Genomic DNA, 22,249 nt, shown 5'->3' with positions numbered 1-22,249 from the left:
CCTAGTGGTGCTCGCGGACTACTGGACGCCTCGCTCGATGTCGTCCAACGAGAGGTCGGACAACATGCCGGCCGGATTGGCCGCGCGGCGTACCAGGACGGGCTGCACGTCATCGCTCTCGCGGGCCAGGGCGTACTGGGTGCCGGCCAGCGCGAACCGCAGCGCCCTCGACAAGGTGCTCACCCGCGCATCCGACGGGCTGAGCTGTGGAGCGGCCGCCTTGATCGCCATCGCGAGGATCGGCAGGGTGCCGCCCTCGTTGGCGAGCTTGTCCGAGAAGCTCCGGACCTTCGAGTCCGACAGGACCTGCTTGACGATCGTCTTGTAGTCCTCGGGGGACTTCGCCGGACCAGCGTGGACGACCGAGATGTCCTTGGCCATCTCGTGCCAGCTGGCCTTGCCCGGCTTCTTGGCCGACTCCTGGTTCCTGCCGCCGGTCTGCTTCTTGGGCTGCTCCTGCTTCGGCGCCTGCTTCTTGGGCTGCTCCTGCTTGGGCGTCTGCTGCCGCTTGGGCTGCTCCTGCTTCTGCGGCCGCTCCGCGACGGCCGCGGCCTTCTTGGCGGGCTTCTTGGCGGCCTTCTTCGCCGGGGCTGCCATCGACGACACCGGATCGGCGGAGAAGATCGCCTGGAGCGCCGCGGCCGGCGGGATCGGCTTAGCCTTGAGGGCGACGTACTGGTCGACCTCCTTCTCGAGCACCGAGTTCACCGGGTGCTCTGCCAGCGTCGCGCCGATGACGTACTTGTCGAGCTCGTGCAGTCGCCGGACGAGCGGGACGAAGTCGCCGTCCGCGGACACGATGATGAAGACCTCGAGGTGCTCCAGGTCGGCGGCCGCGCGCAGGCAGTCCACGACCAGCACGATGTCGGCGGCGTTCTTGTCGGCCTTGCCGACCGAGAAGACCTGGATCGGCTCGACCCCGCTGCGCTCGACGTCGCGACGGTAGTCGTCGATGCCGAGGGCGCCCCAGTCGGCGTAGGCCCGGGACAGCGCGATACTGCCGGCGCCGGCCTCCCGGGAGGCGGCCTTCTCCAGCTGGTCGAGGATGTCGTCCATCGACACATCGGGGATCTGGAGCTTGCCGTAGCCCTTGAACAGGTTCTCGGCGTCGATAAATACGGCAACGTTGCGATTGGTCACGTCACGAGGCTAACGGTGGACGAACCTGCCGTGGACCGCACCACGCTCGGCGGCGCGACCTTCGGTCTAGCGGGATGCGTAGTTGGGGGCCTCTGCGGTCATCTGGATGTCGTGCGGGTGGCTCTCCTTGAGCCCCGCCGTGGTGATCCGGACGAACCTGCCGCGTTCCTTGAGCTCGCGGACCGTGCGCGACCCGACGTAGAACATGGACTGGTGCAGGCCGCCGATCAGCTGGTGCGAGACCGCTGACAGCGGACCGCGGTAGGCGACCTGTCCCTCGATGCCCTCGGGGACGATCTTGTCGTCGCTGACGACGTCGGCCTGGAAGTAGCGATCTTTGGAGTACGACTGCTTGCCGCGCGAGGCCATCGCGCCGATCGAGCCCATGCCGCGATAGCTCTTGTACTGCTTGCCGTTCATGAAGATCAGCTCGCCGGGGCTCTCCTCGCAGCCGGCCAGCAGGGAGCCGACCATGACGGTGTCTGCGCCGGCGACCAGCGCCTTGGCGATGTCGCCGGAGTACTGCAGGCCTCCGTCGGCGATCAGGGGTACGCCAGCGGGCTCGCAGGCCAGCGAGGCCTCGTAGACTGCCGTGATCTGCGGTACGCCGACGCCTGCAACGACACGCGTCGTACAGATCGAGCCCGGGCCGACACCAACCTTGACGGCGTCAACGCCGGCGTCGATCAGGGCCTGCGCGCCGGCTCGGGTGGCGATGTTTCCGCCGATGATCTCCACGCTGTCGAAGGCACGGTCGCCCTTGATCCGGCGCACCATGTCCAGCAGCAGACGGGCATGGCCGTGGGCCGTGTCGACCACGATGACGTCGACCCCGGCCTCACGCAGCGAGTTGGCGCGCTCCCACGAGTCGCCGAAGAAGCCGACCGCAGCACCCACGAGCAATCGGCCGTCTTCGGCCTTGCTGGCCAGCGGGTACTGCTCGGACTTGACGAAGTCCTTGACCGTGATGAGCCCGGCGAGGTGCCCCTCGGCATCGACGATCGGGAGCCGCTCGCGCTTGTGCGCCCGCAACAGGGATGACGCGTCTTCACGGCTGATGCCGACGGGACCCGTGATGAGCGGCATCGGCGTCATGATCTCGTGCACCGTGCGGGTTGCCCACTCGGCGACCGGCACGAATCGCAGGTCGCGGTTGGTGATGATGCCGAGGAGCTTGTTGTCTGCATCGACGACGGGCAGGCCCGAGACGCGGTACTCGCCGCAGATCTCGTCGAGCTCCTCGAGTGTTGCCTTGGGGTTGATCGTGACCGGGTTGGGGATCATGCCGGTCTGGGTCCGCTTGACCAGGTCGACCTGATAGGACTGGTCCTCGATCGACAGGTTGCGGTGCAGGATGCCGATACCGCCCTCGCGTGCCATGGCGATCGCCATGCGCGACTCGGTGACAGTGTCCATCGCGCTCGACAGCAGCGGAATACGCAGGTTGAGGCCCCGGGTCAGGCGCGCCGTGGTGTCGACCTCGCTGGGGATCACATCAGTCTCACCCGGCAGCAGGAGCACATCGTCGTACGTGAGTCCGAGGGATGCGAACTTGTCAGGAATACCCGTCTGCTCCATGCCGCAATGGTATCGCCCGAACGAAGTCGACCGACCAGCGCGCGTCCGCAGGCTGACTGAGTAGTAAATGCTACCGGTCGTGACCCGTACCGCAGGTATGATCGTCGGATGGACCGCAAGCCAGGACGCCCACGGGGCCTCACAGTCGAGGTCATCGCACAAGCCGCCCTCGACGATGGGGTCGCCACTTTCAGCATGCCGTCGGTAGCCCGACGGCTCGGTGTGGCCCACTCCGGCCTCTACCGATATGTCGAGGATCGAGACGATCTACTCGTCCGTGCGCTCGACCTGGCGATCCTGGGCGCCGACTGGCCCGACGCCGGACTGCCGTGGCGAGATCTGCTCCGCGGCATCGGTGAGACGATCTGGCAGATGTGCCAGGACCACCACGGTCTTGACTCGGCGGCCCTGAGCGCGCCGCGATCCCCTCGCTCGGTCGAGGACCGGATCCAGTCCTACATCGAGACGCTTCAGAGCCAGGACTTCGTGCTCGAGGACGCCGCCGTATCGGTGGAGTTCGTCATCACCCTCGCCCTGACGGCATCGGCCGAGATGCGACGCCTCCAGAAGATCGAGGCGCAGCACGAGAACGGTCCCCGGCTGCCGGTCCTCAAGGCGTACGACACCGAAGAGGTCTGGCGTGGACGCGGTTGGTACGCCCGCAAGCTCGACATCGTGCTCGACGGCCTTGAGCACCGACGCCTTTCTTCCTAGCTGAGGCCGGCTTCGGGCGAGGTCGGGCGTCCACCGCCGTGGGTGAACTCGATCTCCCGCTCCTGAGGCTCCAGACGGCTCAACTTCACGCTGACCTCCGCACCCTCCTCCAGACCCGGCCCGACGCACCGCGCGATCACGGGCGGGTCGACCAGCATGACCTCGCCACCCTTGTCGTCCGCGTGCACCACGACGCCCTCGAAGGTCTCCCCCACCCGACCCTCGAGCATCCACACCTCGGCCTGGTCGATGCACGCCCGATCAGCCGCGGAGGCGTGCCGGTCCGAGGTCCGCATGATGTCCGGGAGCGCGGGCAGCGCATCGCGTACCCACTCGGGCACCGGACGGCCAGCGCACAGAGCCAGGCAGACCTCGGTGCCGAATCGGTCGGCCAACCGGCGCAATGGTGCCGTGACGTGGGCGTAGGGGCCGCCGATCCCGGCGTGGTCAGCCTGTTCGGGCGGTGAACCGTCGAATGCTTCGTAGCCGGCGCCACGGAGCAGGCGGGTCGCGTCGGTCATCACGGCGATCGCGGCGGGCCGGCCAGGGTCGAGGCCTGCGATGACCTGCGCCGGCGTCGCACCGTCAGGCACCGGCACCCCCAGCGCTCTGGCTGTGCGGAGGAAGTCGATTCCGGCCCGGTGGTCCGCGCGCGGCAGGGTTCGGAGCAGTCCGATCTGCGCCTCGATCATGAGCTGCGCAGCGGACATCCCGGTCAGGAGTGAGATCTCCGCGTTCCACGCATCCACGTCGGTACGGATCCGCATCACGACCTTCCAGCCACCGTCGACCTGCTCGACCTCCTGCTCCGGTAGCGCCAGCTCGATCGCGCCGCAGTCGACCCGGACCTGGAGCCGGAGCCTGCCCAGATCGGCCAATGGCTCGATCGAGGGATGCGGCGTGCCGGCGTCGAACGACGCCTGGACCCCTTCGTAGTCCAGCTGCGCGACCGATCGCACCAGCGCGCGGCGTACGGACGCCGTGCCAGCAGCGCCATCGGCACCCACCTCGATGGTCCAGACCGCAGCAGCGCGGTCCACGTCCGCCAGCAGGCTCAGCTCGCCCTCGGACAGGACGGGCGGGTGCAGCGGGACACGACCGTCCGGGAGGTAGATCGTCTGGCCGCGGCGTCGCGCCTCGATGTCGACCGCGCCGCCCGGCGGGATCGCCGTGCCCAGATCGGCGATCGCATAGTGGACCCTGAAGCCGGCGCCCACGCGCTCCAGAAAAACCGCCTGGTCCAGGTCCATGGCGCCCGTCGGGTCGATCGTCACGAACGGAACGGCGGTCGCGTCCTCGAGGTCGTCACGCGGCGCTGCGGCGATCAGCTTCGCCTCGGCGAGGACGTCCGGCGGGAAGCGGTCGGTCTCGGCCGCGGGCGGGAGCTCGAGCTCCGCACGTACGCCGTCGAAGTCGTGCGTGGTGGCGGTCATCGCTCGAATGTATCCGGAACGAGAAAGGCGGGCCGTCCCCGAAGGGACGGCCCGCCTCACGACGTACGCAGGTCAGTGGTTGTGACCGGCGTGCGCGCCCTCTGCTTCTTCGGCGGGCTTCTCGACGATCAGCGTCTCGGTCGTCAGCAGCATCGCGGTGATCGACGCGGCGTTGGCGAGCGCAGAGCGCGTGACCTTGACCGGGTCGAGGACACCCTGCGCGACGAGGTCGCCGTACTCCTCGGTGGCCGCGTTGTAGCCCTGGCCGCTCTCGCGCACCTTGTTGACGACGACCTCGCCGGAGACGCCGCCGTTGCGGGCGATCCACTCCAGCGGGGCATCCGCGCCGATTCGGACGATGCGGACACCGACAGCCTCGTCGCCGGTGAGGCCCAGGTTGTCGTTGAGCACCGACACAGCGTGGACGAGAGCCGAGCCGCCGCCGGCGACGATGCCCTCTTCGATCGCTGCACGAGTCGCCGAGACGGCGTCCTCGATGCGGTGCTTCTTCTCCTTGAGCTCGACCTCGGTGGCCGCGCCAACCTTGATGACACAGACGCCGCCGGCGAGCTTGGCGAGGCGCTCCTGGAGCTTCTCGCGATCCCAGTCGGAGTCGCTGGAGTCGATCTCGGCCTTGATCTGGCTGACACGTCCGTCGACCTCGGCCTTGTCGCCGCCGCCGTCGATGATCGTCGTGTTGTCCTTCGTGATGACGACGCGGCGAGCCGTGCCGAGCACCTCGAGGCCGATCTGGTCGAGCTTGAGGCCGACGTCGGGCGTCACGACCTGCGCTCCGGTGAGGGTCGCGATGTCCTGCAGCATGGCCTTGCGACGGTCACCGAAAGCCGGCGCCTTGACGGCAGCCGAGGTGAAGGTGCCACGGATCTTGTTGACCACGAGGGTCGAGAGCGCTTCGCCGTCGACGTCCTCGGAGATGATGAACAGCGGCTTACCGGCCTGGACGACCTTCTCCAGGATCGGCAGCAGATCGCTGACCGAGGAGATCTTGCCCTGGTTGACCAGGATGTACGGATCGTCAAGGACCGTCTCCATGCGCTCGGTGTCGGTCACCATGTACGGCGACAGGTAGCCCTTGTCGAACTGCATGCCCTCGGTGAACTCCAGTTCGGTGCCCATCGTGTTGGACTCCTCGACGGTGATCACGCCGTCCTTGCCCACCTTGTCGAAGGCCTCGGCGATCAAGGCGCCGATGACGGCGTCGCGCGACGAGACCGTCGCGACGTCGGTCATGTCCTTGATGTCGTCGACGTCGCGAGCGACGGAGTGGAGCTGCTCGACGACTGCTGCAACAGCAGCCTCGATGCCCTTCTTGAGGCCGACCGGGTTGGCGCCGGCCGCGACGGCGCGCAGGCCCTCGTGGACCATCGCCTGGGCGAGCACGGTCGCGGTCGTCGTGCCGTCACCGGCGACGTCGTTGGTCTTGGTGGCGACTTCCTTGGCCAGCTGGGCGCCGAGGTTCTCGAACGGGTCGTCGAGCTCAATCTCACGGGCGACGGTCACACCGTCGTTGGTGATCGTGGGGGCGCCCCACTTCTTGTCCAGCACGACGTAGCGACCCTTGGGGCCGAGCGTGACCTTGACGGTGTTGGCGAGCTTGTCGACGCCGCGCTCGAGCGAGCGGCGGGCGTTCTCGTCGAATTCGAGGATCTTGGGCATGTCAGCTTCTTTCGAAAAATGTGGGTGCGACTGGAAACGTGAGAGGCCCCGGCGCCCCACTGTGGGGGCGCCGGGGCATCAGATCACGAAACGACAGCGAGGACGTCACGAGCGGACAGGATGAGGTACTCCTGGCCGTCGTACTTGACCTCGGTGCCGCCGTACTTGCTGAAGATGACCTTGTCGCCGACGGCGACATCGATCGGAACGCGGTTGCCGTTGTCGTCGACCCGACCGGGTCCGACGGCAATGACATTGCCTTCCTGCGGCTTCTCCTTGGCGGTGTCCGGGATAACCAGACCTGATGCAGTGGTCTGCTCGGCTTCGACGGCCTGGATGACCAGACGGTCTTCGAGCGGCTTGATGGTGACCGACACGTGTCGACCTCCCCTTTCAGGCGGGTGGAACAGTGGACGCTGGTGGGCACGCCGTCGCGGGGGTCGTACTCACCGATGCTTGGCACTCTCATAGCGAGAGTGCCAATACGAAATCTAGCACGCCGCTGGCACTCGACCCAAGGGACTGCTAATCCGGCACGCTCCCCAGCGCGTACTTCTCTGCGCTTCACGCGGTGCGGTTCCCGTCGCTTCGCTCCTCGCTATGGTCACCTCATGGATCTTGAGACGTTCGAGCAGCTGCTCTCCCCGGCAGGCCAGCTGCTTCTTGCCGAGATCTCCGCACGTGCCGGGGTCGAGTCGGACCTTGCGCTCGGTACCCGGCTCCGCAAGACGTACGTGCCCGGACTCGTGGCGGCGGCCGTGACCCAGAACCACCTGCGCAGCAAGGCGGTCGCCAAGTTCGGCGACGACGCCGCAAGCATGTACTTCACCCACGATGCCCTGGAACAGTCGACGCGGATGTCCGTCGCCGACCACCGCGCGACGCGACTCGCGGCGCACGGCGCCACGGAAGTTGTCGACCTGGGCTGTGGCATCGGAGGAGACCTGATCGCCCTGGCTCGGGCTGGTCTGCGGGTCCGAGGGGTCGAGCTGGCCCCCGTGCGCGCGGCGATAGCCGAGGCCAACCTTCGTGCGCTCGAGCTGGTCGGCCATGTCGTGTGCGAGGACGTGCGGGAGACGACGATCGGGCCCGAGGAGGTTGCGTTCGTGGATCCGGCCCGGCGCGACGGCCGTGGGCGCACCTTCTCGACCGCTGACCTGCAGCCGCCGTGGGACTGGGTGCGGCACCTGCTCGCCGGCCGCGCCGTCGCCAAGCTCATGCCCGGGCTGGCCCATGACGCCGTTCCACACGGCGTCGAGGCCGAGTGGGTCAGCGACCGCGGGAGCCTGGTCGAGGCCTGCCTGTGGGGCGCGCCGTTTGCTTCGGCGACCCGACGGGCCACGGTCCTCCCGTCCGGTTCGGGACTGGTCGCCACCGGGGAGCCGGTCGCGGTGGCCGATGTCGGTCCCTACCTCTACGAACCGGACGACGCCGTGATTCGGTCGGGCCTGGTCAGCGAGCTCGCGGCGACGCTGGGCGGCTGGCTCCCCGACGCCCACATCGCCTACGTCGCGTCCGAGGGCGCCCATCCCACCCCGCTGGCACGCGGCTTCCGGATCATCGACGAGCTGCCGTTTCGCGAGAAGCCGCTCAAGGCCGCGCTGCAGGTCAGGCGGGTCGGGACGCTGACGATCAAGAAGCGTGGCGTGGACATCGTGCCCGAGGAGGTCATCCGGCGGCTCAAGCTCAAGGGGCCCAACTCAGCGACGGTCATCATGACGCGGGTCCTGGGCGATGGCCGAGCCTTCCTGGTCGAACGGCTCTGAACGACTCCCACCCCACCCGCCAGCGGGGCTAGGCTCGGTGCATGCGGATCGATCTCAACGCTGATCTCGGTGAGTCGTGGCCGCGTTGGGAGTCCGGCCAGGACGTCGCCCTCCTCGACATCGTCACGAGCGCCAACGTGTGCTGCGGCGCGTATGCGGGTGATCCTGACCTGATGCGGGCGACGTGTGTGGCGGCCGTGCAGCGGGGGGTAGCGATCGGCGCGCAGGTCGGCTATCCGGACCGTGACAACTTCGGCCGACGAGACCTCGCGCTGCCCTCCCACGCGCTGACGACCGAGGTTCTGGAGCAGATCCTGCTGCTCGACCGGATCGCCGGATCCGTCGGCGGACGGGTTGCCTACGTCAAGCCGCACGGCGCTCTCTACAACACGATCGCGCACGACGCCGGCCAGGCCCGCGCGGTCGTCGACGCGATGCTCGCACTCGCCGAGCCGCTGCCGCTGCTGGGTCTGCCAGGTGCCATCTCGCTGGCAGTCGCCGAGGCCTCCGGCGTTCCGGTTGTGCGTGAGGGTTTCGCCGATCGCGCCTACACTCCGCACGGTCGACTCGTGCCGCGCACCGAGCCCGGCGCAGTCCTCGACGACCCCGACACCGTCGCCGCCCAGGCAGTCCGGCTGATGGCCAGCGTTGGATCCGTCTGCGTCCACAGCGACAGCCCCGGCGCGCTCGACCTGGCCAGAGCCGTCCGCTCGGGCCTCGAGGCCGCCGGGGCCGAGCTGGCGAGCCTCCGACCGTGAAGGCCGTGCCATATGGCGACACCGCCCTGTTGCTGGACTGCGAGTCGCTCGCCGAGGCGCAGTCCTGGTTCACGGCATTGCACGACCACGCGGAGGCCGTCCTCGGGGCGCGGACCGTCCTGCTTCGCGGCACGCCGTCGGACCTGCGCGTCCTGGTGGGTCGCACGACACCCACGGACCAGCCAGGTCGCGCCGATCCCGAGCAGGTCGACATCCCGGTCGTGTATGACGGGCCGGATCTTGACGAGGTCGCCCGATTCACCGGGCTCAGTACGGCGGAGGTCGTCGAGGCGCACGGCGCGACCCCGTGGACCGTCGCCTTCGGCGGGTTCGCACCCGGGTTCTCCTACCTCGTCGACGGCGATCCACGGCTGCACGTCCCCCGCCGCGACGCACCCCGATCGCGGGTCCCGGCCGGTGCGGTCGGGCTGGCCGGCGAGTTCAGCGGCGTCTACCCGCGAGAGTCGCCGGGCGGCTGGCAGCTGATCGGCCGCACTGGCGTGCAGATGTGGGACGTCACGCGCCAGCGGCCGGCCCTGCTGACCGCTGGCATGACCGTGCGATTCGTGGCCGCTCGATGACGCTCGTGGTCGAGGAAACCGGGCCGCTCGCGCTTCTCCAGGACCGCGGACGCCCCGGCCACGGCCACCTCGGGGTGAGCCCGTCCGGCGCCTTCGACCGTACTGCCCTGCGGCAGGTCAACCTGCTGCTCGGCAACCAGCCCGACGCCGCTGCGCTCGAGCTGCTCGGTGGCGGCCTCGTCCTGCGCGCTGAGGACAGCGTGCTGGTCGCGGTCACCGGCGCCGTCGGTCCCATCACGATCGACGGCGACCCCGTCGCGTACGGACGGGCGGTCTCGCTCCGACCCGGTCGGCGGCTACGGCTGGGCGCGCCCACCGGGAGCCTGCGGACGTACGTCGGCGTAGCAGGAGGCTTCGTCGTGGCCCATGAGCTCGGCTCGGCCTCGACCGACACTCTGGCCGGCCTCGGTCCGGGCCCGGTCGTTGCCGGCGATCGGCTCGTGACCGGGCCTCGGTTGCCCACGCCTGATCTCGAGGACCTACCCGCACTCGGGCATGCCGGTGACCTGGTGCTCGACGTGGCCGTCGGCCCACGGGACGACTGGTTCACCGCCGCCGCCGTCCGTTCGCTGCTGGAGTCCGCGTGGCAGGTCAGCCCGACCTCCAGCCGGGTCGGCGTACGCCTCACCGGGCCGCGCCTGGTCCGTTCACGCACTGACGAGCTGCCCAGCGAGCCGTGCCTACGCGGAAGCATCCAGGTGTCCGCTGACGGACAACCCATCGTGCTCGGCCCCGACCATCCGGTCACGGGCGGCTATCCGGTCATCGCGGTCGTGCTCGACCGGCACACCGACCGGCTCGCGCAGGCACAGCCGGGACGCATCATCCGGTTCCGCGGCGTCTCGTTGCCCTGAGGCGGAGCAACCGACATGATGCTCGACATGTCGGATCTGCGCAGCATCGTCACCAAGGTCGTCATCGTGTCGTTCTCCATCGCGGCCCTCATGGGGATCATCGCCCTGGTCGGCGGCGGCTCCTTTGGAGGGACCGAGGAGAGAGTCCTCCTCACGACCGTCATCGTGGGGGTCGAGTCGATCGCGGTGCTCTGCTACCTCGCGGTGTCCGGGCGGCCGTTGGTTTACATCGGCATGGTCGGCGGGGTGGCGTCGGTCGTGCCGTTCGGCATCGCACTGGTGCTGGCGTGGGGCGGGTACGACGGGGGTGACTGGCTCTGGCGGACGTTCGGCATCGGCCTGACCGTGGCGGCCTCGATCGCTCAGGTCTGCCTCCTTTTGGCCCTCGCCGGCCACCAGCGCATCGGTCCCGGGCTGCTGGCCACGCTCGCGACGATCACGATAATCGCCGCGATGATCGTCCTGCCGATCGCCAGTGATGCCGACCGCGGAGACACGTACTGGCGGATCTTTGGTGTCGTGGCGATCCTCGACGTCCTCGGCACCGTGATCCTGGCGGCCGTCCGCGCCTTCGGCCCGGGCCGTCGCAACGACGGCTCGACAGTTCTGCTCACCCCGGCTACCCAGGCGCGGATCATCGACGCTGCCCGTCTGCGCGGCACTTCACCCGAGCAGGTGCTGAGCGATGCGCTCGACGTTCTCCTGGACTAGCCAGGGTCCTCGTGGCCCGACCCCTCCGGCTCGGTGGAGCTGACTAAGCGACGACCTGCGTCACAGGCATCCCGGAGTCGACCGGCAGGTCCAACGAGGAGGGTGCGATGCCACGACGTACGACCTCGGCACCGAGCGCCGCGACCATCGCCCCATTGTCGGTGCACAGGCCCATGCGTGGCACCCGGATCTGGATGCCGGCCTTGGCCGCGCGCTCCTCGGCGAAGTGCCGCAGTCGACCGTTGGCGGCCACCCCACCGCCGATGATCAGCGTCTTGACGTCATAGTCGATGCAGGCGGCGATCGCCTTGCTCGTCAGGACGTCACATACCGAGTCCTGGAACGATGCCGCAATGTCGGCGACGGCGAAGGTGCGACCCATGCGGTCCTCGTGCTGCACGTGACGCGCGACGGCGCTCTTGAGGCCCGAGAACGAGAAGTCGTAGCGGTGCTTGTCCAGATCGCGACCCGTCAGGCCCCGCGGGAACTTGATCGTCGTCGGATCCCCGTCGACCGCGACCCGGTCGATGTGCGGACCGCCGGGATACGGCAGGCCCAGCAGGCGGGCGACCTTGTCGAAGGCCTCGCCGGCGGCGTCGTCGATCGTCTGGCCCAGCAACGTGATGTCGGTGACGATGTCGTCGACCAGCAGGATCTCGGTGTGCCCACCGCTGACCAGCAGGGCCGCGACCCGCTCGTCGAATCGCCCGTGCTCGAGCTGGTCGACCGCGACGTGTGCCGCGAGGTGGTTGACGCCGTAGAGCGGCTTGTCGTGGGCCAGCGCCAGGGCCTTGGCCGCGGCGACACCCACCAGCAGCGCACCGGTCAGGCCCGGGCCGCTCGTCACGGCGATCGCATCGACGTCCTGCACGCGGATGCCGGACTCGGCGTACGCCTGCTCGAGCGTCGGGACCATCGCCTCGAGGTGGGCCCGGCTCGCGACCTCGGGCACGACGCCACCGAAGCGGGCGTGCTGCTCCATGCTCGAGGAGAGTGCGTGGGCCAGCAGCTCGGTGCCTCGTACGATGCCGACGCCCGTCTCGTCGCACGACGACTCGATGCCCATCACCAGGGGTTCGCTCACGCGTTCATTGTGGCAGGGTCGCGCAATGGATCCGGCGGCCGACCGGCGTGGCAGGGTGGAGACATGGTTCGCACAGACACTCCCCCCGCCGGCGACGAGCGATCGGTCCAGATGCAGCTGCTGGAGTACGTCCAGCAGACCGCGCTGTTCAAGGTGCGTGGGCTCAGCCAGGAGCTCGCGCGGACCGCGCCGGTCGCGACCTCACCGCTGACCAACCCCGCGTCGCTGCTCAACCACCTGCGCTGGACCGAGCACTACTGGGTCGAGGTCATCACGCTGGGCCGCGCCGATCGGGCGCCATGGACCGACGAGCACCCTGACGGCGAGCTCGAGCAGGGGCTCGTCCTGCCGATCCAGGAGATCATCGACGGCTACAGCACGCAGGTCCAGCTGACCCGCAGCCTGCTGGCGGACCTGTCGTTCGACGCCGAGACCGAGCAGCCGCTCACGGACTTTCATCCCACCGTGCGGTGGGTCGTTGCACACCTGATCGAGGAGACCGCTCGACACAACGGCCACCTCGACCTGCTGCGCGAGATGGCCGACGGCTCCGTCGGCGACTAGCCACCTCCCGCTGGTGGTTACTCCGAGATGGTGACGCGTCGGTCGAACGCGACGTATCCGGTGTAGTCCTGGCCCACTCGGTCGAACGAGCTCGGGATCGGCGCGGGATAGGACCAGCCGCCGTCGGCGAGGACGTCGTCACCCATGCCGACGTTCCAGTACTGCGTGTCGCCCTTCCACGGGCAGTGGTACGCCGTGGGGCTCTTCTCGTACGCACCCTCGGTCAGGCTCGACGGCGGGAAGTACCAGTTGCCCTCGATCTTGACGAGGTCTTCCGTCGCCGCCTCAGCGACGACGGTGCTTCCGATGACTGCCTTCATGACTGCTCCTTCTTCGCAGCTCGCTTGGCCGCGCGAGCGATGAGTTCTTCCTCATCGAGTTTCGCAGCCTCTGCCAAGGTCGGCGCGGTGCCACCGTGCCGAGCCGGCGCCCACCACTGGCCCTCGGGGCTCACGGGGTAGTCGGCGATCGCCTTGTCGAGCAGCGCGCTCATCGCCTGGCGCAGGAGCGCTGTCTCCGCGATCGGGTCCTCGCCCGTGACCTCCAGCGGCTCCCCGACGTGCAACCCGATCGTCTTGCCCCGGCCCTTGAGGTCGGCCTCGTGATCCTTGGTCTTGAGGAGCTGGGTGCCCCACGTGACCATCGGGATCAAGGGCACGCCGGCCTCTGCCGCCATGCGCACCGCACCGGTCTTGAGCTCCTTGATCTCGAAGGAGCGGCTGATCGTGGCCTCGGGGAAGATGCCGACGATCTCGCCGTTGCGGGCGTACTCCACGGCTTGGTCGTACGACGCCTGGCCGTTGTCGCGGTCGACCGAGATGTGGTGGAACGACCGCATCAGCGGGCCGGAGATCTTGTGCTCGAAGGCGTCCTTCTTGGCCATGAAGCGGACGAGTCGCTTGCTGGGCTGAGCCGCGAAGCCGTCGAAGACGAAATCGACGTAGCCGATGTGGTTGGCCGCGAGGATCGCTCCCCCAGTGCGTGGGATGTGCTCGGTGCCGGAGGTCTGGAACTTCATCCCAAGCGCCTTGAACAAGGTCTTGGCCGTGAGGATCGTGGCCGGATACGTGTAGTCGCGCATCAGGTCAGACTAGAGCAACTCTGTCGGCGCACAGGCTGAGAGAGAGCAGGCTCACTCCGGCCGATCAGTCCTCCGCCACGATGTGGACCGCGGCCTCCTCGGCGCTGGCAGCCGCGCCGTCGATGCCGACGTCGTCACCCACGAGGTCGCTCTCGGTGTCCTCGCCGGAGCCCTCGTCGGGATCGACCAGACGACCCGCGCGCGCCGTGCCGACCTCGCCGTCGTCCAGGTCCTCGCCCTGCTCGGCGTACGGATCGACGTCGGGCTCCTCCTGGCGCAGTCGTTCGTTGAGCGACTCACCCTGCAGGGCCTCGTCGGCGGTGGTCCCGAAACCCTCACCGCGGTAGCTCTCCGGCGGCGAGTAGCTCGTGTCCATCATCTCGTCGACGTCGTCGACCAGTGCTTCCTGGTCCGGGTAGTCATCGCCACTCACGTCATCAGGTGTCTGCGTCATGGACCCAGCCTTGCACGTCACCCCGAGGGCGGCACGCCACGTGCGTCAGCGCCACTCGTGAATCGCGAGCTCCATGACGAGCGCGTCGATACCGCCCGGGTAGTACTGGGCGCGTGTGCTGATGGTGTCGAAGCCCGCTGCCTCGTACAGCGCTATCGCCACGACGTTGTCCGCCGCGACCTCCAGCAGCATGCGGCCCGCACCGAGATCGCGGGCACTGTCGACGAGGCCGTTGAGCAGCTCGGTCGCGAGGCCGCGGCTGCGTGAGCCCGGGAGCACCGCGATGCGGTCGAGATCTGCGATCTCGCCGGCCAGTGAGATGGCGCCGTACGCATCGCCGCCGGCCGTCACCAGGACGACATGGCGATCGCTGCCGACCTCATCGGCGACGAGAGCCGCGCTCCACGCCGCGCGCCCGAAGCACGCGACCTCGATCGCCGCGATCGGGTCGACGTCGGCGGGGGTCGCGACGCGGATCATGCGCGCTTGGGGAGCACCTGCGGTACGGCGTCCGGCCGGCGCAGGTAGAGCGGCTCCAGCGGCAGCTCGCGCGCCGATCCGGAGACCACGATCCGGGCCAGGGCCGCCGCACGAGGATCACTGGCGTCGCCGGCCGACCGCAGGACCTCGGCGTAGAGCTGCCCACCTCGGCCGTACGTCGGCAGGTCAGGGTGCTGCCGGGCCAGGTCCGCGGGGATCGCGACGTGTGGACCGTCGAGGCGTACGTGGTCGCCGCCGTAGCGCGCCCAGTAGACCTCCTTGCGGCGAGCGTCGGTCGCCACGAGGAACTCCCCCGCGACCTGCACGTCCGCCGCGACGATGTCCAGCGAGCACACGCCGTGAGTCGTCAGACCTAGCGTCGAGCCGAGGGTCAGTGCGGTGACGACCCCCACCCGGAGGCCCGTGAACGGTCCGGGGCCGACCCCGACCGCGACATCGGTCAGGTCCGCCATCGTCGCGCCGGCCTGGGCAACGGCATCGCGGATCGCCGGCGCCAGCAGCTCGCCGTGCGCCATCGCACCCTCGCCGGCCGCCTGACCCACGACTCGGTCCCCGTCATGGACGGCGACGGTGATGATCGGGGGGGCGGTGTCGAACGCGAGCAGCAGCACGTCAGCACCCTAACGCTGCGATAGGGGTCACGGTCAGGGGGCGAGCAGGGTCGAACGGAGGGGCACACCGACCCAGCGGGGGCCGTGCGGCTTGACCGTGACGACACGCGGCTCAGCCTCGTCGACCAGATCGCCCTCGTGTGAGGTGCCCAGCGGGTCGATCGGGCGCGCACCGCGCACCTCGATACGGATGTGGAGCCAGCTGTCGGCGAGCTGCTCGGCCATCCCCTCGCCCCACTCGACGACCGTCACGGCCTCGTCGGTCGTGGCATCGAGGTCGATGTCGTCGAGCTCGGCGGCATCGCCCAACCGGTAGGCGTCGACGTGGACCAGCGGAGGGCCGTCCACGAGGGACGGATGGGTCCGCGCGATGACGAAGGTCGGCGACGTGATCGGCCCGCGTACGCCCAGCGCCTCGCCCAGTCCCTGCGTGAACGTCGTCTTGCCCGCGCCGAGGTCGCCCGACAGCACCAACAGGTCGCCGGGCTTCAGCAGCGTCGCGAGCCGGGCCGCCAGGGTGTGCATCTCGCCCGGCGTCGGCACCTCACGAGCGAGCCACAAGGTCTTGCCGAACTCGATGAACGGCTCGTCCCGGCCGACCGGGTGATAGAGCCGTCGAGACCAGAACTGCACGGTGTCGGGCAGCTCCTCGCGGACGTCGAGCCAGATGCCGTCCTTACCGCGCTCCTCGGCGGTGTCCTCCGCGACGCCCAGCATCGCCGACGCAACGCCGCGCGCCTGGATGTCGGGATCGACGCACACCCGTCGCAGGCCCAACTGTCCGGGACGTGATTCGTCGAACAGCATCGCGCCCATCGGCAGTCCGCGACGCTCGACCAGCAGGCCACCGGCGTTCGCGAGCTGCTCGGCGACGGACTCGACGGTCTCGTCGAGCGCCTTCGACGGGGGCTCGAGCTTGGGCCGCGCGCCGAATGAGCGATGGATGATGTCCACGATGACACCCGCGTGCTCCGGCCCGGCGTCGATGACGTTGAGCGCATTGCCGGTCATGTGACCGCCTCGAGCATGTCCTCGATGGTCTTGGTGACCTTCTCGTGCTCCTCGAACATGACCATGTGGCCGACGTCGTCCAGGATCACGAGCTTCGCGCCCGGAATCAGGTCGGCGAGGCGCCGGCTGTGCTTGACCGGGGTCAACATGTCCGCCGTGCCGCCGACTACCACGGTCCGGGCCTTGCCGATCGCCTCGAGGCCCACGGTCAGGTCGAGCGACACGAAGTTGGGGTAGAAGTCCATCAGGACGTGCGTCGGCGCCTTGAGGATCATCTCGTTGGTCATGTCGACGTGCCGTTCCTGTGCGTGCGGCCCGAGTCCCCAGCGGCGGATGACCGAATAGCTGTTGAAGGCGCGGCCCCAGTCCAGGACGGGCGACGCGATCCGCAGCAGCGGGATCAGGTGACGCAGGCCCGGGCTGCTGCGCATCAACCGTCCGGCGCTCGTGCCGATCAGCACGACCCCCTTGACCCGATCGCCGAACAACTCGGGATCGCTCGCTGCGAGCTCCATGATCGTCATGCCGCCCATCGAGTGGCCGACCAGCACGATCGGTCCACGGGGCACCAGCTCGGCGATCACGGCGCGCAGGTCGTCCCCGAGGTGCGGGATCGACGAGCTGTCGCGGAAGGAGCGGCCCGACAGGCCGTGCGACCGCAGGTCGACGAACACCATGCGCACCGAGCCCCGGAGGGCGAGCCGCTGGTAGTGCCACACGTCGAGCGACTCGACCCAGCCGTGCACGAACACGATCGTCGGCGTGGCGTTCTGGGCATCATCGATCTCGACGTTGAGTGTGATCCCGTCGGTCGCCACGACGTGCCGGCGATCGCTGTGCACCGAGCCGAACACGACGTCCTCGCCGCGCCGTATCCGACGTTGGTTCCGCTGCCGGCCGTTGAACAGGGTCGCGACAGCCCCGGCTGCCACGAAGGCCCCGGCTGTGGTCGCGAACTTGGCTGTGCGGCTCATGCGTCTCCTCGATACGTGCGGTGGATGCGTCCGCCCAGTCTCGTCACGACCTCGTACGCAATGGTGCCTGCCGCTGAGGCCCAGTCCTCGGCGAGGGGTTCACCGTCGGCACCGGGTCCGAACAATGTCACGACATCGCCCCGCCTCGCAGCCGCATCACCCAGGTCGACGACGAACTGGTCCATGCAGACCACGCCGCGCATCGGCACGCGTCCGCCGGCGAAGCCGACCTCGGCGCGGTTGGAGGCTGTCCTGGCGATTCCCTCGCCGTAGCCCAACGGGACCAGGCCGAGCGTGGTTTCCCGATCTGCGGTCCACTGGTGGCCGTAGGACACGCCGGCCCCCGCCGGGACGCGCTTGACCGCGGCGAGGCGGCCCTGGAGAGTCATGACCGGGGTGAGCTCGGTCGTGTAGGTCATCCCGGGGTCGGGGCGAATGCCGTACGACGCGATGCCGACTCGGACCAGGTCGAAGTGCGACGAGGGACGGACGAGGGTCGCCGCCGAGTTGCTCAGGTGACGTAGTGCCGGCTGAACCCCTGCGGCCGCCAGCTCCGCCACCGCCGCCACGAAGACTGCTTCCTGGGCGTCGTTGGCCGGGTGCTCCGGCTGGTCGGCGCACGCCAGGTGTGACCACACGCCGGTGATCTCTGCCGCGCCGGCCGACTGTGCTGCAGCGGCCGCCTCGACGAGCCGGCTCCACTGCTCGCCGAGCGCTCCGTTGCGCGAGAGCCCGGTGTCGACCTTGACCTGGACCTTGGGTCGTGAGGACGAGGGCGCGGCAAGGATCTCGGCCAGCTGATCGACCGAGGACGCGGTCACATGGATACCGGCATCGATCGGCGACGCGAAGTCAGCACCGGGCGCCGCGAGCCAACACAGCACGTCACCGGTGTCGCCCGCGCGACGCACCGCGAGCGCCTCGTCGATCGTGGCCACCCCGAGCCACGCCGAGCCTGCCTGTCGGGCGGCGCGCGCCATCGGCGCCATCCCGTGCCCGTACGCATCGGCCTTGACGACCGTCATGAGCGCCGAGGTGGGGGCGCACGCCTGCAGGGCAGCGATGTTGGCACGGAACGCGTCGAGGTCGATGATCGCCTCGGCCTGGTGAGCCGTCACGCGAGATCACCCCGCACGAACGCGGCGACCGTGGCGGGCAGCTCGTACGCCACGTCGGTCGCCACGATCGGGCCGTCGGGGTTGGCGTGGACGGCGGCCGTGCCGTGCAGGTAGGCCGCGACGGAACCGGCGTCGAGCGGGTCGAGGCCTGCCGCGAGCAACGATCCGGCGAACCCCGCGAGCACATCACCGGCACCAGCAGTGGCGAGCCACGACGAGCCGCTGAGGTTGACCCTGGTCGGTGCGCCGGTCTGTGCGATCAGCGTCCGGCGGCCCTTCAGCAACACCGTCGCGTTCCACCGCTCGGCGGCAGCCATGGCGTGCGCCAGTGGATCGGCCTCGACCGCCGCGCGCGTGGTGGCGAGCATCTGGGCGAGCTCGCCGGCATGGGGGGTCAGCAGGGCAGGCACATCGAACCGGTCGGGGATGTGCCGCAGCGCACTCGCGTCGACCACCAGCGGGACGCCGTCCTCCAGCGCCATCGCGAGCTGGGCGGCGGCGTCGTCGCCGCTGCCGGGTCCGACGACCCAGGCCTGCACCCGGCCACGGCCGGTCACGACCTCGGGTGCCCGATCGACGATCCGGCGGCCCAGCTCGGGCAGGCCCACGAACCGGATCATCCCAGCCGGTCCGGCCTGGGCGCCGGCGACGCACAGGTGGGCCGCCCCGGCGTACTGCGCAGAACCGGCGGCAATGCCCAGGACACCGCGCGAGTACTTGTGCGAGTCAGCCCCCGGCACGGCCTGGTCGAGCAGATGCCCGTCGGTCGCCTCGAGCGCCTCGAGCGCCGGGGTCCGAAGGTGCGGTGCGAGGCCGATGTCGACCAGGGACACGGTGCCCGCGGCGGCCGCGGCCGGGTCGACCAGCAGCGCCGCCTTGCGGGTGCCGAAGGTCACCGTGAGGTCCGCCGTGACGTACGAGGCTGGCAGCGTCGCGCCATCAACGTCGACGCCGGACGGGACGTCGACGGAGATCGTGAAGGGTCGCTGCTCGGCGAGCCAGGCGGCCCACTCCGCGGCCCGGCCGGACAGCCCGCTGCGGCCGCCGATGCCGAACATCGCATCAAGGCACCAGCGCTGGCTCCCCGGCGCGTCGACGACCTGCGCACCCGCCGCAGCGGCCGCTGCAAGTCCGGGCGCGTGCACGGTGGTCGCGTCGAGCAGACAGACGTCGACGCGGACCCCACGGTCGAGCAGGTGCTCGGCCGCGAACAAGGCGTCCCCGCCGTTGTTGCCCGGACCGATCAGCACCAGGACCAGGTCACCGGGTGGGATGCGCCCGAGGTGGTCGGCGAGCCCACGAGCCGCCAGCCGCATCAGCTCACCCTCGGGCAGCGTCGCCGCAAGGGAGTCCTCGGCGGCGCGGATGTCGCTGACGCGGTGCGCCGTCAGCATTCAGCCACCACGAAGGCCGTGGCCACGCTGGTGTCGTGCGAGATCGACAGATGTGTCGCCGTGATGCCGAGCTCGGCCACCCGGTCGAGCGCAGCCCCATGAAGCCGGAACTCCGGGGCCCCCTGGGGGTCGTTGACGATCTCGATGTCCTGCCAGGACATCCCCGCCGGCGCTCGCAAGGCCTTGACGAACGCCTCCTTGGCAGCGAACCGTCCGGCCAACGACTCGATCGGCAGGTCGATCTCACTGCTCGTGAACAGCCTGTTGCGCATTGTTGGCGTGCGTTCGAGGGTCGCGGTGAAACGGGCGAGGTCCACGACGTCGACCCCGATGCCCAGGATGGCCATCACTCAACCGTGACGGACTTGGCCAGGTTGCGCGGCTGGTCGACGTCGTGCCCGAGCTGGTTGGCGAACTCGCAGGCGAAGATCTGCAGCGGGACCACCGCAACCAGTGGTTGCAGCAGGGTCGGCACCTTGGGCAGCCGGATCAGGTGATCCGCGTACGGCACGACGTCGTCATCGCCGTCCTCGGCCAGCACGATCGTGAGGGCGCCGCGGGCGCGGATCTCCTGGATCGAGCTGACGGTCTTCTCCTGCAGCTGGTCGCGACCCTTGGGCGGCACCACCACGAAGACCGGCAGCCCTTCCTCGATCACGGCGATCGGCCCGTGCTTGAGCTCGCCCGCGGCGAAGCCTTCGGCGTGGATGTAGGCCAGCTCCTTGAGCTTGAGCGCACCCTCGAGGGCAACTGGGAAACCTGCGTGACGACCGAGGAACAGGATCGATCGAGAGCCCGAGAGCTCGGCGGCCAGCTTGCGGACCTGCTCGCCCTCGTCGAGCAGCCGCTGGATCGCCGCAGGAATCTGCTCGATCTCGGCGATGATGCCGGCGATCTCGTCGCCGTACTTGGTGCCCTTGACCTGCGCGAGATACAGCGCCAGGAGGTAGCAGGCGACGATCTGTGCGAGGAAACCCTTGGTCGAGGCCACCGCGATCTCGGGCCCGGCATGCGTGTAGATCACGGCGTCGGACTCCCGCGGGATCGTCGAGCCGTTGGTGTTGCAGATCGACAGCACCCGCGCCTTCTGCTGACGCGCGTACCGGACCGCCATCAGGGTGTCCATCGTCTCGCCGGACTGGCTGATCGACACGACGAGCGTCGAGCGGTCGATGATCGGGTCGCGATAGCGGAACTCCGAGGCCAGCTCGACCTCGCACGGGATGCGGGTCCAGTGCTCGATCGCATACTTGGCGACCAGGCCCGCGTACGCCGCCGTGCCGCACGCGACGATGATGATGCGGTCGACCTCACGGAGCTCGTCATCGGACAGCCGCATCTCGTCGAGCTGCAGGAGGCCGTCAGCGGAGTGGCGGCCCAGCAGGGTGTCGCCGACGGCCCGCGGCTGCTCGGCGATCTCCTTGAGCATGAACCACTCGTAGCCGCCCTTCTCGGCCGCCGAGACGTCCCAGTCGACGTGATACTCGTTGGTCTCAGCCGGGTTGCCGTCGAAGTCGGTGACCACGATGTCGTCCGGCGTGATCGTGACGACCTGGTCCTGACCCAGCTCGATCGCGTTGCGCGTGAACTCGATGAACGCCGAGACGTCGGAGCCGAGGAAGTTCTCTCCCTCACCGCGACCGACGACCAGGGGCGAGTTGCGGCGCGCGCCGACGACCACATCGGGCTGACGCGCATCACAGATCACCAGCGTGAAGGCCCCGCGAAGGCGGCGGCACACCGCGCGGACTGCGTCGGAGAGGTCGTCGACGTCCTCCAGCTCGTCGTGCAGGAGGTGCGCAACGACCTCGGTGTCGGTCTCGGAGAGCAGCTCGTGGCCGTTCGCCTCGAGCTCGGCACGCAGCGCGGCAAAGTTCTCGATGATGCCGTTGTGGACCACGGCGATGCGCCCGGTCTCGTCGAGGTGCGGGTGCGCATTGGTGTCGTTGGGGGCACCGTGCGTGGCCCAGCGGGTGTGCCCGATCCCGGTGTGGGCGACGGGCAATGGTCGGGCCGCCAGCTCGGCGTCGAGGTTGATCAGCTTGCCGGCCTTCTTGGCCGAGACGATCGTCCCTTCGTGCACGAGCGCGACGCCGCCTGAGTCGTACCCCCGGTACTCCAGCCGCCGCAGTCCACCCATCACGACATCGAGAGCTGAACGCTGACCGACGTATCCGACAATTCCGCACATGGGTTCAGGGTACTAGCGACTGATCGGTGGGCCTTGCACCGAGAGCTTCGGGGG

At 69.2% G+C, this 22,249-nt stretch carries 24 protein-coding genes; 7 read left to right on the top strand and 17 right to left on the bottom strand.

The annotated features are described in order from the left end of the window. Nucleotides 1-18 precede the first annotated feature (18 nt). Both C6I20_RS01825 and guaB read right to left on the bottom strand, forming a co-directional pair. Nucleotides 19-1,140 carry an NYN domain-containing protein gene (locus C6I20_RS01825; protein WP_118394399.1) on the bottom strand — a complete coding sequence of 374 codons (1,122 nt, stop codon included), beginning with the start codon at nucleotides 1,138-1,140 and terminating at the stop codon, nucleotides 19-21. Between the two features lie 66 nt (nucleotides 1,141-1,206). Beyond that, nucleotides 1,207-2,718, bottom strand: coding sequence for an IMP dehydrogenase (gene guaB, locus C6I20_RS01820; RefSeq protein WP_118394398.1), 1,512 nt, complete (start codon nucleotides 2,716-2,718; stop codon nucleotides 1,207-1,209). 108 nt (nucleotides 2,719-2,826) lie between these two features. Here guaB and C6I20_RS01815 point away from each other — a divergent pair, with 108 nt between their 5' ends. Then, nucleotides 2,827-3,432 (top strand): TetR/AcrR family transcriptional regulator, encoded by a 606-nt coding sequence (locus tag C6I20_RS01815; RefSeq protein WP_118394397.1) that lies wholly within the window; start codon nucleotides 2,827-2,829, stop codon nucleotides 3,430-3,432. Here C6I20_RS01815 and C6I20_RS01810 read toward each other — a convergent pair. The 3 genes from C6I20_RS01810 to groES form a co-directional block, all read right to left on the bottom strand. After that, nucleotides 3,429-4,865, bottom strand: a complete 1,437-nt coding sequence (locus C6I20_RS01810; RefSeq protein WP_118394396.1) for an RNB domain-containing ribonuclease — start codon at nucleotides 4,863-4,865, stop codon at nucleotides 3,429-3,431. The genes C6I20_RS01815 and C6I20_RS01810 overlap by 4 nt on opposite strands. A 72-nt stretch (nucleotides 4,866-4,937) precedes the next feature. Then, nucleotides 4,938-6,542, bottom strand: coding sequence for a chaperonin GroEL (gene groL / locus C6I20_RS01805; protein ID WP_118394395.1), 1,605 nt, complete (start codon nucleotides 6,540-6,542; stop codon nucleotides 4,938-4,940). Between the two features lie 83 nt (nucleotides 6,543-6,625). Beyond that, on the bottom strand, nucleotides 6,626-6,919 hold the full coding sequence (groES, locus tag C6I20_RS01800) for a co-chaperone GroES (protein WP_118394394.1): 294 nt from the start codon (nucleotides 6,917-6,919) through the stop codon (nucleotides 6,626-6,628). Nucleotides 6,920-7,153: 234 nt separating this feature from the next. Here groES and C6I20_RS01795 point away from each other — a divergent pair, with 234 nt between their 5' ends. From C6I20_RS01795 to C6I20_RS01775, 5 genes are read left to right on the top strand one after another with little or no spacing between them, the layout of a single operon-like run. Next, on the top strand, nucleotides 7,154-8,308 hold the full coding sequence (locus tag C6I20_RS01795) for a class I SAM-dependent methyltransferase (RefSeq protein ID WP_118394393.1): 1,155 nt from the start codon (nucleotides 7,154-7,156) through the stop codon (nucleotides 8,306-8,308). Nucleotides 8,309-8,349: 41 nt separating this feature from the next. Beyond that, the gene (locus tag C6I20_RS01790) at nucleotides 8,350-9,066 is read left to right on the top strand and encodes a LamB/YcsF family protein (protein ID WP_118394392.1); all 717 of its coding nucleotides are present in this window, start codon (nucleotides 8,350-8,352) and stop codon (nucleotides 9,064-9,066) included. Then, nucleotides 9,063-9,647 carry an allophanate hydrolase subunit 1 gene (locus C6I20_RS01785; protein ID WP_118394391.1) on the top strand — a complete coding sequence of 195 codons (585 nt, stop codon included), beginning with the start codon at nucleotides 9,063-9,065 and terminating at the stop codon, nucleotides 9,645-9,647. Before C6I20_RS01790 ends, C6I20_RS01785 begins: the two co-directional genes overlap by 4 nt. After that, entirely contained in the window at nucleotides 9,644-10,501 is an 858-nt protein-coding gene (locus C6I20_RS01780) for a biotin-dependent carboxyltransferase family protein (RefSeq protein ID WP_118394390.1), read from the top strand. The genes C6I20_RS01785 and C6I20_RS01780 overlap by 4 nt, the downstream gene beginning before the upstream one ends. 27 nt (nucleotides 10,502-10,528) lie before the next feature. Further along, the gene (locus C6I20_RS01775) at nucleotides 10,529-11,212 is read left to right on the top strand and encodes a hypothetical protein (protein WP_162891062.1); all 684 of its coding nucleotides are present in this window, start codon (nucleotides 10,529-10,531) and stop codon (nucleotides 11,210-11,212) included. A 43-nt stretch (nucleotides 11,213-11,255) separates the two neighbouring features. Here C6I20_RS01775 and tsaD read toward each other — a convergent pair whose 3' ends face one another. Further along, nucleotides 11,256-12,296 carry a tRNA (adenosine(37)-N6)-threonylcarbamoyltransferase complex transferase subunit TsaD gene (gene tsaD, locus C6I20_RS01770; RefSeq protein ID WP_254052206.1) on the bottom strand — a complete coding sequence of 347 codons (1,041 nt, stop codon included), beginning with the start codon at nucleotides 12,294-12,296 and terminating at the stop codon, nucleotides 11,256-11,258. Between the two features lie 63 nt (nucleotides 12,297-12,359). Here tsaD and C6I20_RS01765 point away from each other — a divergent pair, with 63 nt between their 5' ends. Further along, a complete protein-coding gene (locus C6I20_RS01765; protein ID WP_118394388.1) occupies nucleotides 12,360-12,860 on the top strand; it encodes a DUF664 domain-containing protein in 501 nt (166 codons plus the stop codon). Between the two features lie 17 nt (nucleotides 12,861-12,877). On the opposite strand, the gene C6I20_RS01760 is transcribed toward C6I20_RS01765, so the two are convergent. The 11 genes from C6I20_RS01760 to glmS form a co-directional block, all read right to left on the bottom strand. Continuing rightward, nucleotides 12,878-13,180 carry a DUF427 domain-containing protein gene (locus tag C6I20_RS01760; RefSeq protein WP_118394387.1) on the bottom strand — a complete coding sequence of 101 codons (303 nt, stop codon included), beginning with the start codon at nucleotides 13,178-13,180 and terminating at the stop codon, nucleotides 12,878-12,880. Then, entirely contained in the window at nucleotides 13,177-13,941 is a 765-nt protein-coding gene (locus C6I20_RS01755; RefSeq protein WP_118394386.1) for a 1-acyl-sn-glycerol-3-phosphate acyltransferase, read from the bottom strand. The genes C6I20_RS01760 and C6I20_RS01755 overlap by 4 nt, the downstream gene beginning before the upstream one ends. A 64-nt stretch (nucleotides 13,942-14,005) precedes the next feature. Further along, on the bottom strand, nucleotides 14,006-14,395 hold the full coding sequence (locus tag C6I20_RS01750) for a DUF5709 domain-containing protein (RefSeq protein ID WP_118398453.1): 390 nt from the start codon (nucleotides 14,393-14,395) through the stop codon (nucleotides 14,006-14,008). A 45-nt stretch (nucleotides 14,396-14,440) separates the two neighbouring features. Next, on the bottom strand, nucleotides 14,441-14,875 hold the full coding sequence (locus C6I20_RS01745) for a GNAT family N-acetyltransferase (protein ID WP_118394385.1): 435 nt from the start codon (nucleotides 14,873-14,875) through the stop codon (nucleotides 14,441-14,443). Continuing rightward, nucleotides 14,872-15,507, bottom strand: coding sequence for a tRNA (adenosine(37)-N6)-threonylcarbamoyltransferase complex dimerization subunit type 1 TsaB (gene tsaB, locus C6I20_RS01740; protein WP_118394384.1), 636 nt, complete (start codon nucleotides 15,505-15,507; stop codon nucleotides 14,872-14,874). Before tsaB ends, C6I20_RS01745 begins: the two co-directional genes overlap by 4 nt. 33 nt (nucleotides 15,508-15,540) lie before the next feature. Continuing rightward, entirely contained in the window at nucleotides 15,541-16,518 is a 978-nt protein-coding gene (gene tsaE / locus C6I20_RS01735; protein WP_118394383.1) for a tRNA (adenosine(37)-N6)-threonylcarbamoyltransferase complex ATPase subunit type 1 TsaE, read from the bottom strand. Continuing rightward, nucleotides 16,515-17,492, bottom strand: a complete 978-nt coding sequence (locus C6I20_RS01730; RefSeq protein ID WP_118394382.1) for an alpha/beta fold hydrolase — start codon at nucleotides 17,490-17,492, stop codon at nucleotides 16,515-16,517. The genes tsaE and C6I20_RS01730 overlap by 4 nt, the downstream gene beginning before the upstream one ends. Beyond that, on the bottom strand, nucleotides 17,489-18,610 hold the full coding sequence (gene alr, locus C6I20_RS01725) for an alanine racemase (RefSeq protein WP_118394381.1): 1,122 nt from the start codon (nucleotides 18,608-18,610) through the stop codon (nucleotides 17,489-17,491). The genes C6I20_RS01730 and alr overlap by 4 nt, the downstream gene beginning before the upstream one ends. Further along, nucleotides 18,607-20,004, bottom strand: a complete 1,398-nt coding sequence (locus C6I20_RS01720; protein ID WP_118394380.1) for a bifunctional ADP-dependent NAD(P)H-hydrate dehydratase/NAD(P)H-hydrate epimerase — start codon at nucleotides 20,002-20,004, stop codon at nucleotides 18,607-18,609. The genes alr and C6I20_RS01720 overlap by 4 nt, the downstream gene beginning before the upstream one ends. Continuing rightward, nucleotides 19,998-20,351 carry a holo-ACP synthase gene (locus C6I20_RS01715; RefSeq protein WP_118394379.1) on the bottom strand — a complete coding sequence of 118 codons (354 nt, stop codon included), beginning with the start codon at nucleotides 20,349-20,351 and terminating at the stop codon, nucleotides 19,998-20,000. Before C6I20_RS01715 ends, C6I20_RS01720 begins: the two co-directional genes overlap by 7 nt. Further along, entirely contained in the window at nucleotides 20,351-22,195 is a 1,845-nt protein-coding gene (gene glmS, locus C6I20_RS01710) for a glutamine--fructose-6-phosphate transaminase (isomerizing) (protein WP_118394378.1), read from the bottom strand. Before glmS ends, C6I20_RS01715 begins: the two co-directional genes overlap by 1 nt. Nucleotides 22,196-22,249: the final 54 nt, after the last annotated feature.

The sequence above is a fragment of the Aeromicrobium sp. A1-2 genome (assembly GCF_003443875.1).
Taxonomy (GTDB): domain Bacteria; phylum Actinomycetota; class Actinomycetes; order Propionibacteriales; family Nocardioidaceae; genus Aeromicrobium.
Note: the sequence above shows the minus strand (reverse complement) of the source record. Positions and strands in the feature narration are given on the sequence as shown.